The sequence below is a fragment of the Pseudomonas sp. PDM13 genome, from assembly GCF_025685765.1.
GTDB lineage: Bacteria > Pseudomonadota > Gammaproteobacteria > Pseudomonadales > Pseudomonadaceae > Metapseudomonas > Metapseudomonas solani.
The window spans coordinates 145,105-162,120 of the sequence record NZ_JAOTQU010000011.1; the positions used below are offsets into that span (position 1 = coordinate 145,105).

Here is a 17,016-nt window from a genome sequence, read left to right on the forward strand (position 1 = left end):
GGCGCGCCGGATTGCCCGGCGCGCGCGGGTGATCAGAGGATGCTGATCGGGTACTCGACGAAGGCGCGGATTTCGTTCAGGTCCGGGCCCACGTTGTTGTCGGCGCGGTAGATCGAGTTGCGCAGCTTGAGGGACAGGTCCTTGGCCGGGCCGTCCTGCACCACGTACTTGAACTGGTTGAACAGTTCGCGCTCGGTGCCGTCGCTCTCGCCGCCGGCTTCGATGTTGCTGCCGCGCACGTAGGCGACCTTGTAGCTCAGGCCGGGTACGCCGTAGGTGGCGAAGTCCAACTCGTAGCTCGCCTGCCAGGAGCGCTCGTTCTTCAGGTTGAAGTCGGAGTAGTAGGAGTTGGCCACGTAGATGGTGCTGCCGCCGTCGCCGTAGTCGTACGCATAGCCGGCGTCACCGGTGTTGCGCTGGTGGGCGATGATGAACGCGTGGGCGCCGACGCTGTACTTGGCGGCCAGGCTCCACAGGGTGTTCTTGTCGTTGTCGCCGTCACCGCCGAAGTCCAGCGCGGCATCGGAGTTGTCGTCGTAGTCGGTGCGGTAGATGTTGAAGTCGAAGTTCAGGGCCTGTTCCGCGTTGAACGGAATGGTGTAGTTCACGTTGCCGTAGTACTTCTTGAAGGTGTCTTCGACATCGGAGTGGTACAGGGCCACGGACAGCGCATCGTTGACGACGTAGCTGCCGCCGATCACGTCGATGCTCTTCAGGTGGTTGGGGTCGCGCGCCGGGTCGCCCATGGGGCTGTCGGCGGTGAAGCGGCCGACGTTCAGTTCCAGGCCTTCGATTTCCTTGCTGGTCAGCAGGGTGCCGGTGAAGGCTTGCGGCAGCAGGCGGCTGTCGTCATAGGCGAGCACGGGCAGGGAGGGGAACTGGTTGCCGTACTTCAGCACGGTGTTGGAGAAGCGCAGCTTCACCGCGCCGCCGGCTTCGGAGAGGTCATCCACCGGGTGGCCATCGCTGTCGGTGTCGAAGAAGGCGCTGTAGTTGCGGCCACGGCCGCTGTCCAGCTTGATGCCGAGCAGGCCGTACGCGTCCACGCCGAAACCGATGGTGCCCTGGGTGAAACCGGACTCGAAGGTACCGATGAAGCCCTGGCCCCAGACCTTGGCGTCGTTGGTCTTGTCCTTGTAGTCACGGTTGAAGTAGGCGTTGCGCAGCAGGACCTTGAGGCTGGCGTCTTCGACGAAGCCCTTGGCGTCGGACTGCTCGCTGGCGTGGGCCTGGGCGATGCTCAGGGCCAACAGCGTGCAGGCGGCGGCTATATAGTTTCGGTTATGCATGGATGCTCCCAGATATTGGTTTTTTTGATGGCTTGGAGTCGGCAGGAAGATACCGCTTATTCAATTGCCGATCGACCGGGCAACTGTAGATTCCCAATCGTGACAGTGCGAACTAATTATTGGTTATAAGGTCCGCGGAATAAGTGGCGGGTAACAGTTAACACGCGCGCGCAAGTAATCCGTAACTGTTGAGGCTGATGATTAATATCAATGAAATTAATAGTTTGCGATTGGACGTGGCGCGTATTCTGGCGGCGATGAATACCTCAAGACGCTGCTCCAGTCCGTTGTCGGAGTGGCGCCTTGCTCCATTTCATCATCCTTTGGTTTATTTGCCGCTTCTCTTGAAGCGGCTTTTTTTTGGCTGCGATTTATATGCGCGAGAAGGTGATTGCTGCACTCGCCAAGTTGCACTATTGGAGTATCGGGCAATTAGTTAAGTGTCAGTTCGAGCGAAGCGCATGCAATGCAGCTGACATATATAAGGCCGGGCAGTTGATTGCTCATCCACTTCAGTCCTGTGCGTCAGGGCGTCGCACAAGCTAACCGTACAGCCAGGTTTTTCGCCGCCTGGCGGGCGGGGTGGGGCGACTCACCGGTGAGCCGGTCCGTCGCTCCAGAAACCCCGTATCAGAGCCGGGCAGAGGCCTCGCCGGGCTAATGCCCCATCATCGACACGGCGAATGGCCAAGCGCCCCGTTGCAGTATCAGGCAATGCACCGAGCGCTCTGGAATGCACCTTTCAAGGCATTCGACGATTGGCAGGAATGGGCAATCACTCCGGAGTAGTCGGCTACCGGACAGACCCCGCTGACGCTTAATCTTCGCGCCTGGCCTGATTCCGGGCCCGTCGCATTGATCGCAACCTTCCCTGATCTACCCTTTCCAGCCTGACCGGATGGAGACACCCATGGACTACCGCAACCTCGGGCGCAGCGCCCTGAAAGTCTCGCCCCTGTGCCTGGGCACCATGATGTTCGGCGGCGAGACCGACGAAGCCACCTCCCGGCGCATCATCGACAAGGCCTTCGAGCAGGGCGTCAACTTCATCGACACGGCGGACGTGTACAACACCGGGCGCTCCGAGGAGATAGTCGGCCGTGCCATCGCCGCACGGCGCGACGACTGGGTGCTGGCCACCAAGTTCGGCTTCCCCTTCGGCGAGCGGCCCAACCAGCAGGGGCTGTCGCGCAAATGGATCTTCCAGTCGGTGGAGGCCAGCCTGAAGCGCCTGGGCACCGACTACATCGACCTGCTCTACATCCACCGCGCCTTCGCCGGCGAGCCGCTGGACGAAGCCGTACGTGCCATCGGCGAGCTGATCGCCCAGGGCAAGGTGCGTTACTACGGCGTTTCCAATTTCCGGGGCTGGCGCATCGCCGACGTGGCGCGCCTGGCCGATGGGCTCGGCGTCGACCGGCCCATGGCCAGCCAGCCGCTGTACAACATCGTCGACCGCAGCGCCGAGGTGGAGCAGCTGCCCGCCGCCGGGCACTACGGCCTCGGCGTGGTCTCCTACAGCCCGCTGGCCCGTGGCGTGCTCACCGGCAAATACCCGGTGGACGCACCGCCGCCGGCGGACACCCGTGCCGGGCGCGGCGACAAGCGCATCCAGCAGACCGAATGGCGCCCCGAATCCCTGCACATCGCCCGCACCCTGGCCGAACACGCCGCTAGCCGGGGCACCACCTCGGTCGCCTTCGCCCTGGCCTGGGTGCTGCACAACCGCCTGCTCAGCGCCACCATCGCCGGCCCCCGTACCGAAGCGCAGTGGGACGCCTACCTGGGCGCCCTCGACCTGCAACTCGGCCCGGACGACGAGCGCCTGGTGGACAGCCTGGTGGCCACCGGGCACGCCTCGACACCTGGTTATTCCGATCCCGCCTATCCCATCGAAGGCCGACGCGTCGGCTGATCCTCAACCCCTGGAGTACTGCTCATGTTCACAATCGGTTATGCCGCGCAAACCGCCGCTGCACCGCTCGCACCCTTCAAGTTCGAGCGCCGCGAACTGCGCCCCAACGACGTGGCGATGGAAATCCTCTACTGCGGCGTCTGCCACTCCGACCTGCACCAGGCGCGCAACGACTGGGGCTTCAGCCTGTACCCCATCGTCCCCGGTCACGAGATCATTGGCCGGGTCATCGAGGTGGGTTCGGCGGTGACGCGCCACAAGGTCGGCGACAACGTCGCGGTGGGCTGCATGGTCGACTCCTGCATGCAGTGCGACCAGTGCCGCAAGGGCGAGGAGCAGCTGTGCCGCGAGCGCAACACCCAGACCTACAACAGCCGTGACCGCATCACCAAGGAAGTCACCCTGGGTGGCTACTCCAAGCATCTGGTGGTGCGCGAGGAGTTCGTACTGCGCGTGCCGGAAGGCCTCGACCTGGCCAAGGCGGCACCGCTGCTCTGCGCCGGCATCACCAGCTACTCGCCGCTGCGCACCTGGAACGTCGGCCCCGGCAGCCGTGTGGGTGTGATCGGCCTCGGCGGCCTCGGCCACATGGCGGTCAAGCTCGCCGTCGGCCTGGGTGCCGAAGTCACCGTGCTCAGCCGCAGCGCCGACAAGGCCGACGACGCCAAAGCCCTGGGCGCCGACCGCCTGCTGGTGTCTTCCGACAAGAAGGCGATGACCGCCGCACAGTCCAGCTTCGACCTGATCATCGACACCGTGCCTTCGCGCCACGACGTCTCACCCTACATGTCGCTGCTGGATATCGACGGCACCCTGGTGATAGTCGGGCAGATCGGCCCCATCGACGAACAGCTGACCATCCCCTTCGTCCTCGGCCGCCGTCGCCTCGCCGGCTCGCCCATCGGCGGCATCGCCGAGACCCAGGAGATGCTCGACTTCTGCGCCCGCAAGAACATCCTCCCGGACTGCGAAATGATCCGCATGGACCAGATCAACGAAGCCTTCGAGCGCATGGAGAAATCCGATGTGCGCTACCGCTTCGTGATCGATATGGCCTCGCTGTCCGAGGCGGGTTGATCGACGCAGGGACCTGAGCCGCCAGGCCCAGGCACAGAAAAATGCCCGGCCATCGCATCAGCGGTGGTCGGGCATTTTCATTTCGCTTTTGGTTACTTTCGCGAGCAGAGCTCGCTCCTACATCCGTGCCAAGGGCGTGCGCCGACTTCCCGGTAGACGCCTTTCCACCGTAGGAGCGAGCTCTGCTCGCGAAGCTCTTATCAATGCTGCACACCCGCCCGCTTGAGCAGCTGCTTGCAGCGCTCGGACAGGTGCACCACGCGCAGGTGCTTGCCGGCCTTGGTGTAGCGCTCGCGCAGGGTCATCAGCGCGGCGAGGGCCGAGTAGTCGACGAAGCTCAGGTGGCGGCAATCCAGGGTCACCTGGGCCGGGTCGCCCGCCGGGTCGAACTGGGCGAGGAAGGGCGTGGTGGAGGCGAAGAACAGCGTGCCGTGCACCTGGTACAGCTTGCTGCCGTCGGCTTCCAGGTGGCTGTCGGCGTACAGTTCGCGGGCGTGCTGCCAGGCGAAGTTGATGGCGGCGATGACGATACCCAGCATCACCGCGGTGGCCAGGTCGGTGAATACGGTGATCACCGTCACCGCGATGATCACCAGCATGTCGTTGACCGGCACCTTGTGCAGCACCCGCAGCGAGGCCCAGGCGAAGGTCTGCTGCGACACCACGAACATCACGCCTACCAGCGCGGCCAGCGGGATGCGCTCGATCAGCGGCGAGAGGAACAGCACGAAGAGCAGGATCATGCCCCCGGCCACCACGCCTGAGAGCCGGCCACGGCCGCCGGAGCTGAGGTTGATCACGGTCTGGCCGATCATCGCGCAGCCGCCCATGCCGCCGAACAGGCCCGAGGCCATGTTCGCCGCGCCCAGGGCCACGCACTCGCGGTCCGGGTAGCCCCGGCTCTCGGTGATCTCGTCGGTGAGGTTGAGGGTCAGCAGGGTCTCCAGCAGCCCGACCATCGCCATCAGCAGCGCATAGGGCGCGACGATGCGCAGCGTCTCCAGGTTCCACGGCACCTCGGGCAGCGCAAAGGTCGGCAGGCCGCCGGCGATGTGCGCCATGTCGCCCAGGGTGCGGGTGGGCAGGCCGACGAAATACACCAACAGGCCGACGCCGAGGATGGCCGCCAGGGCCGGCGGGATGGCGCGGGTCAGGCGCGGCAGCAGGTAGACGATGGTCATGGTCAGCGCCACCAGGCCGAGCATGGTTGCCAGCGGCATGCCTGACAGCCAGGCTTCGCCGGCCTTGAAATGCTCCAGCTGGGCCAGAGCGATGATGATCGCCAGGCCGTTGACGAAGCCCAGCATCACCGGGTGCGGCACCATGCGCACCAGCTTGCCCAGGCGCAGCAAACCGAAGGCCATCATGATCACCCCGCCCAGCAGCACCGTGGCCAGCAGGTACTGCACGCCGTGCTGCACCACCAGCGCCACGATCACCACCGCCATCGACCCGGCCGCGCCGGACACCATGCCCGGCCGCCCGCCGAACAGCGCCGTCAGGGTGCAGATGATGATGGCGCCATACAGGCCCATCAGCGGGTTGAGCTGCGCCACCAGGGCAAAGGCGATGCACTCGGGCACCAGGGCGAAAGAAGTCGTCAGGCCGGCCAGGACGTCGGCGCGAATGCGGGCTGGTTTCATGGATTACCGGGGGAGGGCGGGACAAGGGAAGGGGCGGCGGATTCTACGGAAACTCCCCCGTCCGGGCCAGTTGCCCCGGTCGGCTGGCCCAACCCGAACCTCCACCCCGCAGCCCATCTCGTGGGAGCGCATTCATTTGCGATGGAGTACCCGGCCACTCGCAGCTGGGTGCCGGCGGCGAGTCTTTCGCGGCTGAAGCCGCTCCCACAGGGAGGGCCCGCCGCGAGGCCGGGCATCGCTGCGTTGGGCCTCGCTGTGCTCGGCGCCAACCTACGGCACCCTGCCCAATCCAAACCACGAAACCGACCGATGTGTAGGGTGGATGACGCTCTTTTCATCCACCAAGCGGTGCCACATGGAAAGCCGGAGTGGGGGCAGTCCTGCGGACTGCTTGGCGACTGAAGTCGCCCCTACAAGTCGCCCCGACAGGTGGGTGCCGCCTTTGGGGGGAGGGCCTCATGCCTCCACGGGGCGGGCTGCGGGGGCCTGGGCGAACAGCGATTGGCCGAGGCTGCGGGCTGCCCGCAGGTAGTCGGCCGGGTCGCGGCTTTCCGATTCCAGCAGCAGTTCGGAGCTGAGCACCTGGGCTCCGCAATAATCGAAGATGCCGTGGTCGATCTGCGCCTTCATCGCCGCCAGGTAGCCGTGGCGTTCATAGGTGCCGGCATCGGCGCCGCCGACCCCGATCAGGTGCACCTTGAGGTGCCCGAGCTTCTTCTCGAAGCGCTGGTCGAGCACGAAGTCGAAGGCCCAGCCGTTGCTGAACACGCGGTCGATCCAGCCCTTGAGCAGGCCGGGCATCGACCACCAGTACACCGGGTAGACCAGCACCAGGGCATCGGCGTTGTCGATGCGTGCCTGCTCGGCGAGCACATCCGCCGGGGGTGTGGCCTGGTGGCGGTGCACGGCGTGGTCGGCGGGGTTGAAGCGGGGGTCGAAGCCTTCCTGGAAGAGGTCGGCGGTTTCACTGCCGTTGCCCGGCGCGGACTCGGCCACGCCTCGGGCGACTTCGGCGGCGATCGCGTGGGTGAGCGACTCGGGATCGTGATGGGCGACAACGATAAGAGCGTGCATGTCGGTGGCTCCTGTGGCTCGATTGCGGGAGAGCTGAAAGCGCTTATATACTTTCAGTAAGTTACGATTGGTAAGTTACTTTTGGTAGGTTTCCCATGTCAAGCGATGAGAAGCAACAGGATTCCGCCGCGCAGCCGCGCCGTCGGTTGTCCCGCGAGGAACGGCAGAAGCAGCTGCTGGAAGCGGCCTGGCGCCTGGTGCGGGAGGAGGGCAGCGATGCGCTGACCCTGGGTCGCCTGGCCGAGCTGGCGGGTGTGACCAAGCCGGTGGTGTACGACCACTTCGGCACGCGACAGGGCTTGCTGGCGGTGCTCTACCAGGATTTCGACGCGCGTCAGACGGCGGTGATGGATGCGGCACTGGACACCGCCGAGCCAACGCTCGAGGGCATCGCCCGGGTCATCGCCTCGTCCTACGTCGCCTGTGTGTTGCAGCAGGGGCGCGAGATCCCCGGGGTCACCGCGGCGCTGGCCGGTTCGCCGGAGCTGGAGCGCATCAAGCGTGAATACGAGGCGATCTTCCTCGCCAAATGCCGCGCAGTGCTGAGCCCCTTCACCGGCCAGGGCGGCCTCGGCGCTGCCGGGTTGCGGGCCATGCTCGGCGCGGCGGAGGCGCTGTCCCACGCCGCCGCTGCCGAGGAGATCACCCCGGCCCAGGCCGAGGAAGAACTCTTCGCCACCATCGTCGCACTGGTGCAGCGCAGCCAGCGGGCGGGCTGATCAAGGCGCGCGACGCGGGCGGTCGGCGAAGGCGATCAGCAGGGCGATGAGCACCAGCCCCAGGGCGACGAAGAAGGTGCCGCGCATGCCGGCGCCGATGGCCTCGGGCGCCGCGCGGGTGATGTCGTCGCTCGCCGCGCCCAGGGCGAACACCGCGCCCAGGGCCGAGGCACCGGTGACCAGGCCCAGGTTGCGCGACAGGTTGAGCAGGCCGGACACCAGGCCGCGCCGCTCCGCCGGCACCTCCGCCATCACCCGGGTGTTGTTGGCCGCCTGGAACAGCGCATAGCCCGCCGTCAGCCCGGCCAGCGGCACGACATAGCCGAGCACGCCCAGGTGCGTTGGCAGCAGCGGTAGGGCCAGGGTGGCCAGCGCCATGCCCAGCAGGCCGATGCGCACCATGGGCGCGGCGCCGAGGCGGTCCACCAGGCGCCCGGCGGGTACGCCCATCAGCGCCGACACCAGCGGCCCGCAGGACATCGCCAGCCCCACCTGGGCCGGCGCCAGATGCAGCGCGCCGGAGAGGTAGAAGGGCCCCACCACCAGGGTCGCCATCAGCACGCTGGTGACCAGTGCCCCCATGGCCAGCCCGGCGCGCAGCTGCGGATCGCGGAACATCGCCAGGCGCAGCAGCGGCGAGGCGACGCGCCGTTCCACGCGGATGAACAGCGCCAGGCCCAGGCCCGCCGCCAGCAGCAGGGCGCTGTTGAGCGAGCCGAAGTGGCCGTGGCCCAGGGTCAGCCCCAGGGCATAGGCGGCCAGGGTCAGGGCCAGCAGCAGGGTGCCGGGGATGTCGAAGCGGGTGCCGCCGTCGTTCACCCGGTCGCGCGGCAGGTGGCGGTGGGCGAGGGCGAAGGCCAGCAGGCCCAGGGGCAGGCCGACCAGGAACAGCGCCCGCCAACCGGGCCCGGCCAGCAGCAGCCCGCCGAGGGAGGGGCCTAGCGCGGTGCCGATGGCCGACAGGGTGCCGAGCAGGCCCATGGCGCTGCCGGTCTTCGCGCGCGGCACCGTCTCGCCGATCAGCGCCATCGCCAGGGTCATCATCATCGCCGCACCCAGGCCCTGCAGCGCGCGGGCGCCGATAAGCCAGCCGAGGGACGGCGCCAGGCCGCACAGGGTGGAGGCGCCGCTGAACAGCAGCAGGCCCGCCAGCAGCAGGCGACGGCGCCCCAGCAGGTCGCCGAGGCGGCCCGCGCCGACGCTCAGGGTGGTGATGGCCAGCAGGTAGGCCAGCACCACCCACTGCACGTTCTGGAAGGTGGCGCCGAAGGCCTCGGCCAGGGTCGGCAGGCCGACGTTGGCGATGCTGGTGCCCAGGGAGGCGAGCAGGGTGGCCAGGGCAAGGCTGGCCAATGCCCATTTCGAGCCGCTTGCCTGTTCGGTGGTCGCTGGGTTGGCTGGGGTGGTCTGCATGGCGGGGCTCCGTGGGGTGGGTCGCCAGCAGTCTGGGCGTACCGTTGGTGTGGCGGAAGGCGCAGCATTTGCACTTTATTCATGCATCAAGCGCCATAGATGAGCCGGCCGTGCTAGTTTTTCCGACCATGAGCCATCCCGATTTCAACCTGCTGATCACCCTCGACGTGCTGCTCGCCGAAGGCAGCGTCGCGCGTGCCGCCAAGCGCCTGCACCTCAGCCCCTCAGCCATGAGCCGGGCCCTGGCGCGGCTGCGGGAAACCCTGGGTGACCCGCTGCTGGTACGCGCCGGCCGTGGCCTGGTGCCCACGCCCCGGGCGCTGGAACTGCGTGAGCAGGTGAGCCAACTGGTGCTGGGGGTGGAGGGCGTGCTGCGCCCGGTGGAGCACCTCGACCTGCAGCGCCTGGTGCGCACCTTCACCCTGCGTGTGGGCGATGGCTTCGTGGAGAACTTCGGCCCGGCACTGATCGGGCGCATCGTTGCCGAGGCGCCGGGCGTGCGCCTGCGCTTCATGGCCAAGACCGACAAGGACAGCGCGCCCCTGCGCGACGGCAGCGTCGACCTGGACACCGGCGTGGTGGGCGCCGACGCCGGCCCGGAGATCCGCACCCGCGCGCTGTTCCAGGACCGCTTCGTCGGCGTGGTACGCGAAGGCCACCCGCTGACCCGTGGCGCCATCACCGCCGAGCGCTATGCCGGCGGGCGCCATGTGCTGGTGTCGCGCCGTGGCAAGGACCGGGGCCCGGTGGACGACGCCCTGAAGGCTGCCGGCCTCGAACGGGATGTCGTCACCCTGGTGGGCGGCTTCTCCGCCGCCCTGGCACTGGCCCGCGCCACCGACCTCATCGCCACCGTGCCCGAACGCCATAGCGGCAGCCTGCGCGCGGGGCTGTTCAGCTTCCCGCTGCCGCTGGTGGTCGAGCCGATCAGGGTGTCGATGCTCTGGCACCCGAGGATGGATGCCGACCCGGCCCACCGCTGGCTGCGCGAATGCGTGAGGGGCGTATGTGGGGAGGGCGGTCAGGCCAGCGGGTAGACGCGGCTGCTGCCGTCGGCGTTGTACACCGTCAGCGCCGGCGCGGCGCACTCGCTGCGCCGTTGTGGCGGGGTGCCGGCCTGGCGGCCGATCTTGCCGGGGCTGTTGCGCAGTGTGTGCAGGGTGGTGCACACCATCACCTCGTTGAAGGCACGGGCCAGCGGCCCACTGCGGGGCGCGACGAGCTGGCGGCCGCTGAACTGCCGGGCGCTGTCTTCCAGCCCCTGCAGCACCACCACGCAGAGCAGGCGCTCGACGTTGCGGGGGATGCGCCGGCGGTGTGTCGGGTTGACCCCGAGCAGGTCCAGCAGGCGGGGTGTGTCCAGCTCGTCCAGCACCTGCGGTTCGTTGGCGATCAGCAACTGGCCGGTGGAGCGCAGCAGCGCCTGGTAGGAGGCCAGGTGCGCGTGTTGCGCGGCTTCGAGTTCCTTGAGGGTGTGGCGGGTGAAGGGCAGGTGCTCGCGCATGCGGCGGCGCTGGTCCCACAGCTTGCCCTGCTGCAGGTCGTGCTGCTGCGCCGCCTTGCGGATCGCCATGCGCGTCGCGGCCAGGCGGTTGGCCCAGCCCCGTTGCGGGTCATTGGCGATGCTCAGCAGCTTCTCGAAATATCCAGGTACCACGCTTCGGCTCTCCGCCTACTGACTTCAACCTCACCTCGGGCACCATCCGGGTGCCCGTTTCAGCCGCATAGACACCACGATCCAGGCCTTGCGCTCAAGGAGTTTATTGGCACCGAGTCAATTGTGCAGGGGGGACATTGGTCGATAGGGCGCTCAGGGGCGCTGCCCGATGTGCCGGCGCAAGGCGGCCTGGGCGATCAGCGACGCGGCCTGGCCGGAGCCGCTCTTCAGCGCCGAGGTGGCGATGCCCCGGGCGGCGGCGAGCAAGTCGTCGCGGTCCACACCGGCTTCTTCCGCGGCCGCCAGGGTGGCCTCCAGCGCTATCCACAACGCTTCCTGCAGGGCTGCCGTCCGCACTGGGTTCATGTCCCGCTCCTCAGTTCAGGGTGACGATATTGAGCGTGCGCCCATCCTGGTAGGTGATCAGCCCCTCCACGCTGAGGCCGTTGGGCAGGGTGATGCGCAGCGAGTCGGCATCGCCCAGGTCCAGGTCGCAGGTGAGGCTGAAGATGCCCGGGATGGTTTCGTCGAGTACGACGGTGGTGCTGCAGGCGGTCGGCATGGTCGACATGCCCTGGTGGCCGGGCGCGTAGACGAGGGTGGCCTGGCCTTCATAGTGGGTGTGCATGGTGCGGTCCTCCGAGGGTCATGCTGGAGTGACTGCGGCGGCTTCGGCGGAGTTCAGGCAATGGGATGACCGGGGCTGCCGAGGGATGCCACCGGCCGACGGATTGACGGAACAACAAGCGGCGCGGGCGGCTCCACCGAACCTGAGCAATCCATTGGAGACGACCATGAACGACCTTCCCCGCACTCCCGATAACCAGAGCGTCGAATCGAGCCCGGGCAGCGACCGCGAGCCGCCCACCCGCGAGCGCGAAGGCATTCCGCCCGAGCTGCACCCGGAGTGGCAGGCCCCGCGCAACCCCTCCACCGAGGATCGCCCCGGCAGCAGCGACGCGCCCGACCGCCCGCGCCAGGCCGGCGCGAGCTGACCTGACAGAGGCCATCACCCAGAACCACCCAGACAAAAAAGGAGGAGGGCAGCCATGGCCAGCCACATCGTGCATTTCACCGCGCCGATCAACTCCACCACCAGCGGCCAGCTCATCGAGCGCTGCACCCAGGCCGTGCAGCAGGGCGCGGACGAGCTGGTGATCAAGATCGCCACCATGGGCGGGGAGTGCAGCTACGGCTTCTCCCTGTACAACTTCCTCATCTCGCTGCCCATCCCCGTGCGCACCCACAACCTGGGCACGGTGGAGTCCATGGGCAACATCATCTTCCTCGCCGGGCAGCGGCGCAGCGCCTGCCAGCACAGCAAGTTCCTCTTCCACCCCTTTCACTGGAACCTCAACGGCTCGGTGGACCACGCGCGGATGTCGGAATACGCCATGAGCCTGGACTACGACCTGCACCTCTACGCGCGCATCGTCGCCGAGCGCACCCCGGCGAGCGCCGAGCCGCTGGACATCCTCGACTACCTCAAGGCCGCGCCACGCATCCTCGACGCCGAGGCGGCGCTGGCCACCGGGATGATCCACGAGATCGACTGCCTGGGCATGGCCGCTGACGCGGTCACCTCGTCTATCCACTCCTGAGTGGCAACGGTACGCCACTCATCCCGAAACCCTGAACGCCTCGCGCATCCACCTTTCGGACTGATGAACGCCCACTCGTTTCGGAGGTTTCCCATGCGTGCACTCACCTACCACGGCAGCCACGATGTCCGCGTCGACAACGTGCCGGACCCCATCATCCAGGAGCCGGACGACATCATCCTGCGGGTGACGGCCACCGCCATCTGCGGCTCGGACCTGCACCTGTATCGCGGCAAGATTCCCCAGGTGAAACATGGCGACGTGTTCGGTCACGAGTTCATGGGCGTGGTAGAGGAAGTGGGGCCCGCTGTCACCGCCGTGAGCCGGGGCGACCGGGTGATCGTGCCCTTCGTGATCGCCTGCGGCAGCTGCTTCTTCTGCGAGATGAACCTGCACGCCGCCTGTGAGACCACCAACCCCGGGCGTGGCGCCATTCTCAACAAGAAGCAGATTCCCTCGGGCGCCGCACTGTTCGGTTACAGCCACCTCTATGGCGGGCTCCCGGGCGGCCAGGCGGAGCGGGTACGGGTGCCCAAGGCCAACACCGGCCCCTTCCGCATCCCCGACGAGCTGGACGATGAAAAGGTCCTGTTCCTCACCGACATCCTGCCCACGGGCTACCAGGCGGTGATCAATGCCGGCATAGGACAGGGCAGCCGCGTGGCCATCTACGGCGCCGGCCCGGTGGGGCTGATGGCCGCTGCCTGCGCGCGCATGCTCGGCGCCGAGCAGATCTTCATGGTCGACCAGCACGCCTACCGGCTGGCCTATGCGCAGCGCACCTATGGGGTGATACCCATCAATTTCGACGAGATCGACGACCCGGCCGAAGCCATCATCGAGCAGACGCCCGGGCACCGGGGCGTGGATGCGGCCATCGATGCCGTGGGCTTCGAGGCCAAGGGCAGCACCACCGAAACCGTGCTCACGGCATTGAAGCTGGAGGCCAGCAGCGGCGCCGCCCTGCGCCAGTGCATCGCCGCCGTGCGCCGTGGCGGCACCGTGAGCGTTCCGGGTGTCTATGCCGGTTTCATCCACGGCTTCCTGTTCGGGGATGCCTTCGACAAGGGGCTGACCTTCAAGATGGGGCAGACCCATGTCCACCCCCTGCTGCCCGGCCTGCTGGAACACATCCAGAAGGGCGAGCTGAACCCCGAGATCATTATCAGTCACCGCCTCGACCTCGCGGACGCCGCCGAAGGCTACCGCCTGTTCGACAAGGCCGAGGACGACTGCCGCAAGGTGATCCTGCGCCCGTGATCCCGAGCACATCGGTGCTTTCCTGTGGGAGCGGTTTCAGCCGCGAAAGAGAGGGTGGATGGGTGAAGGCGTCATCCACCCTACGGGTGTGCCCTGGAGAGATTCGTAGGGCGGGTGAAACCCGCGTGGCGGGTGCCGTGGTGTCGGGTTTCACCCGACCTGCAGGCACGAGACGGCCCATCGCCGGCATGACTGCGAAGTGGCTTTTCGGGTGGACAACGCTCTTCTTGTCCACCAGCGGAGTCCCGGTTGGAGCAGTGGGGGTGGAGGCCACTACCGGCCTCCACCCCCCGTCATTGCATCAGGGCTTCTTGTGAGTGGCGGCGAGGTCGCGGGCCATCTGCAGGTGATGCTCGAGCTTGGGCAGGGTCTTGGTGGCCCAGGCGGCGATTTCCTTGTCATCCGAAGCGGCGGCTTCCTTGAACAGCTCGATGGTCTTCTCGTGGGCCGCCACCTGGTTGTTGGCATAGGCCTCGTCGAAGTTCTCACCGTCACGCAGCTTGAGGATCAGGGCCTTGGCCTTGCTCATCAGCTCGGCTTCGGTGGCCACCTCCAGCTTCTTCTCGCGGGCCAGCACCGCCAGCTCGCGATTGGCCGCGCCGTGGTCGTCGATCATCTGCTGGGCGAAGGTCTTGACGCTGGCCGAGGAGGATTTCTCCAGTGCCAGCTTGCCGCCTTCGATCTCGGCGATGCCGCCGGCACTGGCTTCGTCGACGAAGTCATCCGCGTCGATCGTGTCGGCGGCGAACAATGGGGCGCTAAGGGAGGCGCAGAGCAGGGCGGGTAGAGCGAGTCGGGCGAATCTCATGGCGATCTCCTGGGATCGTGGGTGCATGGCTGTAGAAGCGGCGCCCCGGCGGAAAGTTGCAGCAATCGGATGGGCGTCGCGCCTGTGCCTGTCCGGGCACCACCCGCCCGATTTCCTGAACCTCGACCGGGCCCTCGCCCTTCCAATCCATAGCGACCGACAGAACCAGGAGAAGGCCCATGGCGATACGCAACGAACGCTCGACGAACACGGCACCGCCCCGGGCGACGCCGCCCCAGCGCCGCCAGCCGCTGGTCAAGACGCTGAGCTTCGCCGTGCTGCACTTCACCATCGCCTTCACCGTGGCCTACCTGCTCACCGGGAGCCTGCTGACCGGCGGCCTCATCGCCCTGATCGAACCGGCCTGCAACACCATCGCCTTCTATTTCCACGAGCGTGTATGGGAGCGTTTCGGCGTGCGCGCCGCGCCGCAGAAGGGCCATGGCCACGGCAACCTTTCCCACGACTTGCGGCGCGCCTCGCGCTAGTGCCGCTTCAACCATAAGGAGACAGCCTCATGTACCCACAACCCCATAACGTCCATGGCGTCGAGCGCGCCTTCTCGGTCGCCGCCGGCCTGGTTTCCATCGCATCCGGCGTGTACCGCGGCGGTGCTCCGGGGGTGATCAAGGCCCTTGGCGGTGCCGCACTGCTGCTGCGCGGTGTCAGCGGCCACTGCAGCATGAAGGGACTGGTGTTCGACCCCGATACGGAGCTGGAATACCTGCGCCAGCGCGTGGCCGCTTTGCGCGCCGCACTGCCGCGCATCGAAGACCACCCGCTGCGCAGCCAGCGGGCCCTGGAGGCCAAGGTCGATAACGCCGTGGAAGAGACCTTCCCTGCAAGCGACCCCATCTCGCCCTGAGCGGCTCAACCGTGCCGGGCCGCCCTGCCGAACAGCGCAGGGCCGGCCTCGCGCATGAAGATCTCCACGGTCTTCGGCCCAATCCCCTCGAACGCCAGCAGCCGCTTCTCGCACTCGGCCTGGTCGGCGCTGCGTTCGACCAGGGTGCCGAGGCGGTCGCCGTATTCGTCGTGCAGCTTGTCGCACAGCTTGAGCAGGCGCTCGGCGGTGGAATTGTCGTAGCGCACGTAGTGCGCCTGGCCGAGCATCCGCACCAGCTCGGCGTGGCTGCAGTGGCCCAGCTTGCGCGGCGTATCGCGCCCGTGCTCCTCGACTATCACCCGATAGGCCTGTACGGCGATGGCCTGCTGGATGGGCTTGCCGAACAGGAAACTGGCGATCAGCCATTTGAACAGGGCGCTTTCTTCGGCGCGAGCCAGTGCCTGGTCCAGGCCGAGCTGGTGGGCGGTGATGCGTTGGGTCGCCATGGCGGTTACCTCGTCCGGGGGGCTTTTCTGGTCTGTCCGGCCTTCCGCTGAAACGTTCAGGGAATCCGCCTCGCCGGCGCCTGCGTGGGACAGTCGAAATCTGCAACTCGGGCCGCTTCCCGCGTGTCACTGATGAAACACCTGCGCTCAGGAAGCCCCATGCGAACGCTCACCCGCCAGGACCTGGCCGGGCTTGAACTGGCTCTGGAAATAGTCGCCGCCCCGCATTCCCGGGGGGAAGAACCGCTGCAGGCGTTGCGGCGGCTGATTGAACGGGCCCGCGCAAGCGGCGAGGGCAGCGCCGCGGAGACGGAATTGCAAAGGCTGGCCGAGCAATTGCGGGAGGCGGGGGCGGTAACGGAGGTGGTCGGTGGCACCGATCCGTTCGACGCGGGCATCGGCGCCGCCCTGAAACTGATAGAACGGCGGCTGGAGGAGCTGCGCGCGCTCCAGCCGCCGCCGTGAGCGCCGCTACGGCGCGGGCTGTTCCGGCTGCGCTGCCTCCGCCTCGCGCTTCTGGCGGTAGTAGGGCTGCGGGCGGGAAAACGCTATCGGCTGTAGCCCCGCTCGATCATCCCGCAGCAGGCTGATGTCCAGAATCTCCAACCCGCAGCTGGCGAGCCAGACCACAGCGGACAGGTTGCCGAGCGGCCTGGGGGGCTTGTCGCCGAAGGCGTGTTCCACCACACAGCGGGCAGCCGTCTTGTGGTTGGGCAGATGGCCCGAGCGAATGGTGACCGACTTCTCCTGACCTTCAGCGTTGCGGTAGCTGATGAGCCAATCCATATCTCCTCCTGATTGCAATGACCCACGGGAAGGGGCGGACAGCGCTATAGAGCGGAGTGGCCAGGAGAATGTTTCAACAAAAAAACAGACGAGCCGACGATCAGGATTTTGGCTCGGCCGCCTTGGCGAAGTCGTGCTCGATGCTGTCGGTGATGCGCTGGATGATCTGGCTGTATTCCTCACCCTCCACCAGCTCGCACAGCTGCATCGCCGCCGCCATGCCGATGGCCACGGAGTAGGAAATCTGTCGGGCGGGGAAGGGACCGCCGCGCTGGGAGTCGAGGGTGGCCTGGATCGCGTCGTTGAGACGGTTCTTCATCTCGTCCTTTGTCATGGCGTTCTCCGCTGGCTGGGAAAACCAAGCATAGACCGCGCCCGCGCTCAGCCCATTTTCCTTGAACCGAGCGGCGATGCCGGCAGTCAGCATCTCACTGCACCCATA

Annotated in this window: 21 protein-coding genes; 10 read left to right on the top strand and 11 right to left on the bottom strand. The window is 67.0% G+C overall.

What is annotated here, in order from left to right:
* Nucleotides 1–32: 32 nt before the first annotated feature.
* Nucleotides 33–1,289 (bottom strand): OprD family porin, encoded by a 1,257-nt coding sequence (locus OEJ36_RS13770; RefSeq protein WP_263401970.1) that lies wholly within the window; start codon nt 1,287–1,289, stop codon nt 33–35.
* A 910-nt stretch (nt 1,290–2,199) separates the two neighbouring features.
* Between OEJ36_RS13770 and OEJ36_RS13775 the strand changes: the two genes are divergently transcribed.
* Both OEJ36_RS13775 and OEJ36_RS13780 read left to right on the top strand, forming a co-directional pair.
* Nucleotides 2,200–3,204, top strand: a complete 1,005-nt coding sequence (locus tag OEJ36_RS13775; RefSeq protein WP_263401971.1) for an aldo/keto reductase — start codon at nt 2,200–2,202, stop codon at nt 3,202–3,204.
* Between the two features lie 24 nt (nt 3,205–3,228).
* Complete coding sequence (locus tag OEJ36_RS13780) at nt 3,229–4,281, top strand: NAD(P)-dependent alcohol dehydrogenase (RefSeq protein ID WP_021220015.1); 1,053 nt, start codon at nt 3,229–3,231, stop codon at nt 4,279–4,281.
* A 200-nt stretch (nt 4,282–4,481) separates the two neighbouring features.
* On the opposite strand, the gene OEJ36_RS13785 is transcribed toward OEJ36_RS13780, so the two are convergent.
* Entirely contained in the window at nt 4,482–5,924 is a 1,443-nt protein-coding gene (locus OEJ36_RS13785) for a SulP family inorganic anion transporter (protein WP_263401972.1), read from the bottom strand.
* Between the two features lie 456 nt (nt 5,925–6,380).
* Entirely contained in the window at nt 6,381–6,998 is a 618-nt protein-coding gene (locus tag OEJ36_RS13790) for an NAD(P)H-dependent oxidoreductase (protein ID WP_263401973.1), read from the bottom strand.
* Nucleotides 6,999–7,093: 95 nt separating this feature from the next.
* On the opposite strand from OEJ36_RS13790, the gene OEJ36_RS13795 reads away from it, so the two are divergent.
* Nucleotides 7,094–7,717 (top strand): TetR/AcrR family transcriptional regulator, encoded by a 624-nt coding sequence (locus OEJ36_RS13795; RefSeq protein WP_263401974.1) that lies wholly within the window; start codon nt 7,094–7,096, stop codon nt 7,715–7,717.
* Here the strand turns inward: OEJ36_RS13795 and OEJ36_RS13800 are convergent, their stop codons facing one another.
* A complete protein-coding gene (locus OEJ36_RS13800) occupies nt 7,718–9,130 on the bottom strand; it encodes an MFS transporter (protein ID WP_263401975.1) in 1,413 nt (470 codons plus the stop codon).
* A 128-nt stretch (nt 9,131–9,258) separates the two neighbouring features.
* Between OEJ36_RS13800 and OEJ36_RS13805 the strand changes: the two genes are divergently transcribed.
* The gene (locus OEJ36_RS13805; protein WP_263401976.1) at nt 9,259–10,167 is read left to right on the top strand and encodes a LysR family transcriptional regulator; all 909 of its coding nucleotides are present in this window, start codon (nt 9,259–9,261) and stop codon (nt 10,165–10,167) included.
* Here the strand turns inward: OEJ36_RS13805 and OEJ36_RS13810 are convergent.
* From OEJ36_RS13810 to OEJ36_RS13820, 3 genes are all read right to left on the bottom strand, one after another.
* A complete protein-coding gene (locus tag OEJ36_RS13810) occupies nt 10,152–10,787 on the bottom strand; it encodes a hypothetical protein (protein WP_263401977.1) in 636 nt (211 codons plus the stop codon). The two genes, OEJ36_RS13805 and OEJ36_RS13810, sit on opposite strands and share 16 nt — an antisense overlap.
* Before the next feature lie 153 nt (nt 10,788–10,940).
* Entirely contained in the window at nt 10,941–11,153 is a 213-nt protein-coding gene (locus tag OEJ36_RS13815) for a hypothetical protein (protein ID WP_263401978.1), read from the bottom strand.
* Between the two features lie 10 nt (nt 11,154–11,163).
* The gene (locus OEJ36_RS13820; protein ID WP_263401979.1) at nt 11,164–11,415 is read right to left on the bottom strand and encodes a hypothetical protein; all 252 of its coding nucleotides are present in this window, start codon (nt 11,413–11,415) and stop codon (nt 11,164–11,166) included.
* A gap of 166 nt (nt 11,416–11,581) precedes the next feature.
* Between OEJ36_RS13820 and OEJ36_RS13825 the strand changes: the two genes are divergently transcribed.
* The 3 genes from OEJ36_RS13825 to OEJ36_RS13835 all read left to right on the top strand — a co-directional run bounded on the left by OEJ36_RS13825 (nt 11,582) and on the right by OEJ36_RS13835 (nt 13,648).
* Complete coding sequence (locus OEJ36_RS13825; RefSeq protein WP_263401980.1) at nt 11,582–11,782, top strand: hypothetical protein; 201 nt, start codon at nt 11,582–11,584, stop codon at nt 11,780–11,782.
* A 54-nt stretch (nt 11,783–11,836) separates the two neighbouring features.
* Nucleotides 11,837–12,388 (top strand): ATP-dependent Clp protease proteolytic subunit, encoded by a 552-nt coding sequence (locus OEJ36_RS13830; RefSeq protein ID WP_263401981.1) that lies wholly within the window; start codon nt 11,837–11,839, stop codon nt 12,386–12,388.
* 93 nt (nt 12,389–12,481) lie between these two features.
* Entirely contained in the window at nt 12,482–13,648 is a 1,167-nt protein-coding gene (locus OEJ36_RS13835; RefSeq protein WP_263401982.1) for a zinc-dependent alcohol dehydrogenase, read from the top strand.
* Between the two features lie 301 nt (nt 13,649–13,949).
* On the opposite strand, the gene OEJ36_RS13840 is transcribed toward OEJ36_RS13835, so the two are convergent.
* A complete protein-coding gene (locus OEJ36_RS13840; protein ID WP_081711470.1) occupies nt 13,950–14,456 on the bottom strand; it encodes a DUF4142 domain-containing protein in 507 nt (168 codons plus the stop codon).
* A gap of 179 nt (nt 14,457–14,635) precedes the next feature.
* On the opposite strand from OEJ36_RS13840, the gene OEJ36_RS13845 reads away from it, so the two are divergent.
* Together OEJ36_RS13845 and OEJ36_RS13850 are read left to right on the top strand one after the other, a co-directional pair.
* Nucleotides 14,636–14,944, top strand: a complete 309-nt coding sequence (locus tag OEJ36_RS13845; protein ID WP_263401983.1) for a DUF2061 domain-containing protein — start codon at nt 14,636–14,638, stop codon at nt 14,942–14,944.
* Nucleotides 14,945–14,973: 29 nt separating this feature from the next.
* Entirely contained in the window at nt 14,974–15,321 is a 348-nt protein-coding gene (locus OEJ36_RS13850) for a DUF2892 domain-containing protein (RefSeq protein ID WP_043242083.1), read from the top strand.
* Between the two features lie 5 nt (nt 15,322–15,326).
* Here OEJ36_RS13850 and OEJ36_RS13855 read toward each other — a convergent pair whose 3' ends face one another.
* Nucleotides 15,327–15,788 (bottom strand): DNA methylase, encoded by a 462-nt coding sequence (locus tag OEJ36_RS13855; RefSeq protein WP_263401984.1) that lies wholly within the window; start codon nt 15,786–15,788, stop codon nt 15,327–15,329.
* A gap of 159 nt (nt 15,789–15,947) precedes the next feature.
* Between OEJ36_RS13855 and OEJ36_RS13860 the strand changes: the two genes are divergently transcribed.
* Nucleotides 15,948–16,253 (top strand): hypothetical protein, encoded by a 306-nt coding sequence (locus OEJ36_RS13860; RefSeq protein ID WP_263401985.1) that lies wholly within the window; start codon nt 15,948–15,950, stop codon nt 16,251–16,253.
* A gap of 6 nt (nt 16,254–16,259) precedes the next feature.
* Here the strand turns inward: OEJ36_RS13860 and OEJ36_RS13865 are convergent, their stop codons facing one another.
* Both OEJ36_RS13865 and OEJ36_RS13870 read right to left on the bottom strand, forming a co-directional pair.
* A complete protein-coding gene (locus OEJ36_RS13865) occupies nt 16,260–16,574 on the bottom strand; it encodes a hypothetical protein (RefSeq protein WP_263401986.1) in 315 nt (104 codons plus the stop codon).
* A gap of 100 nt (nt 16,575–16,674) precedes the next feature.
* Nucleotides 16,675–16,908, bottom strand: a complete 234-nt coding sequence (locus OEJ36_RS13870) for a hypothetical protein (RefSeq protein WP_263401987.1) — start codon at nt 16,906–16,908, stop codon at nt 16,675–16,677.
* Nucleotides 16,909–17,016 lie beyond the last annotated feature (108 nt).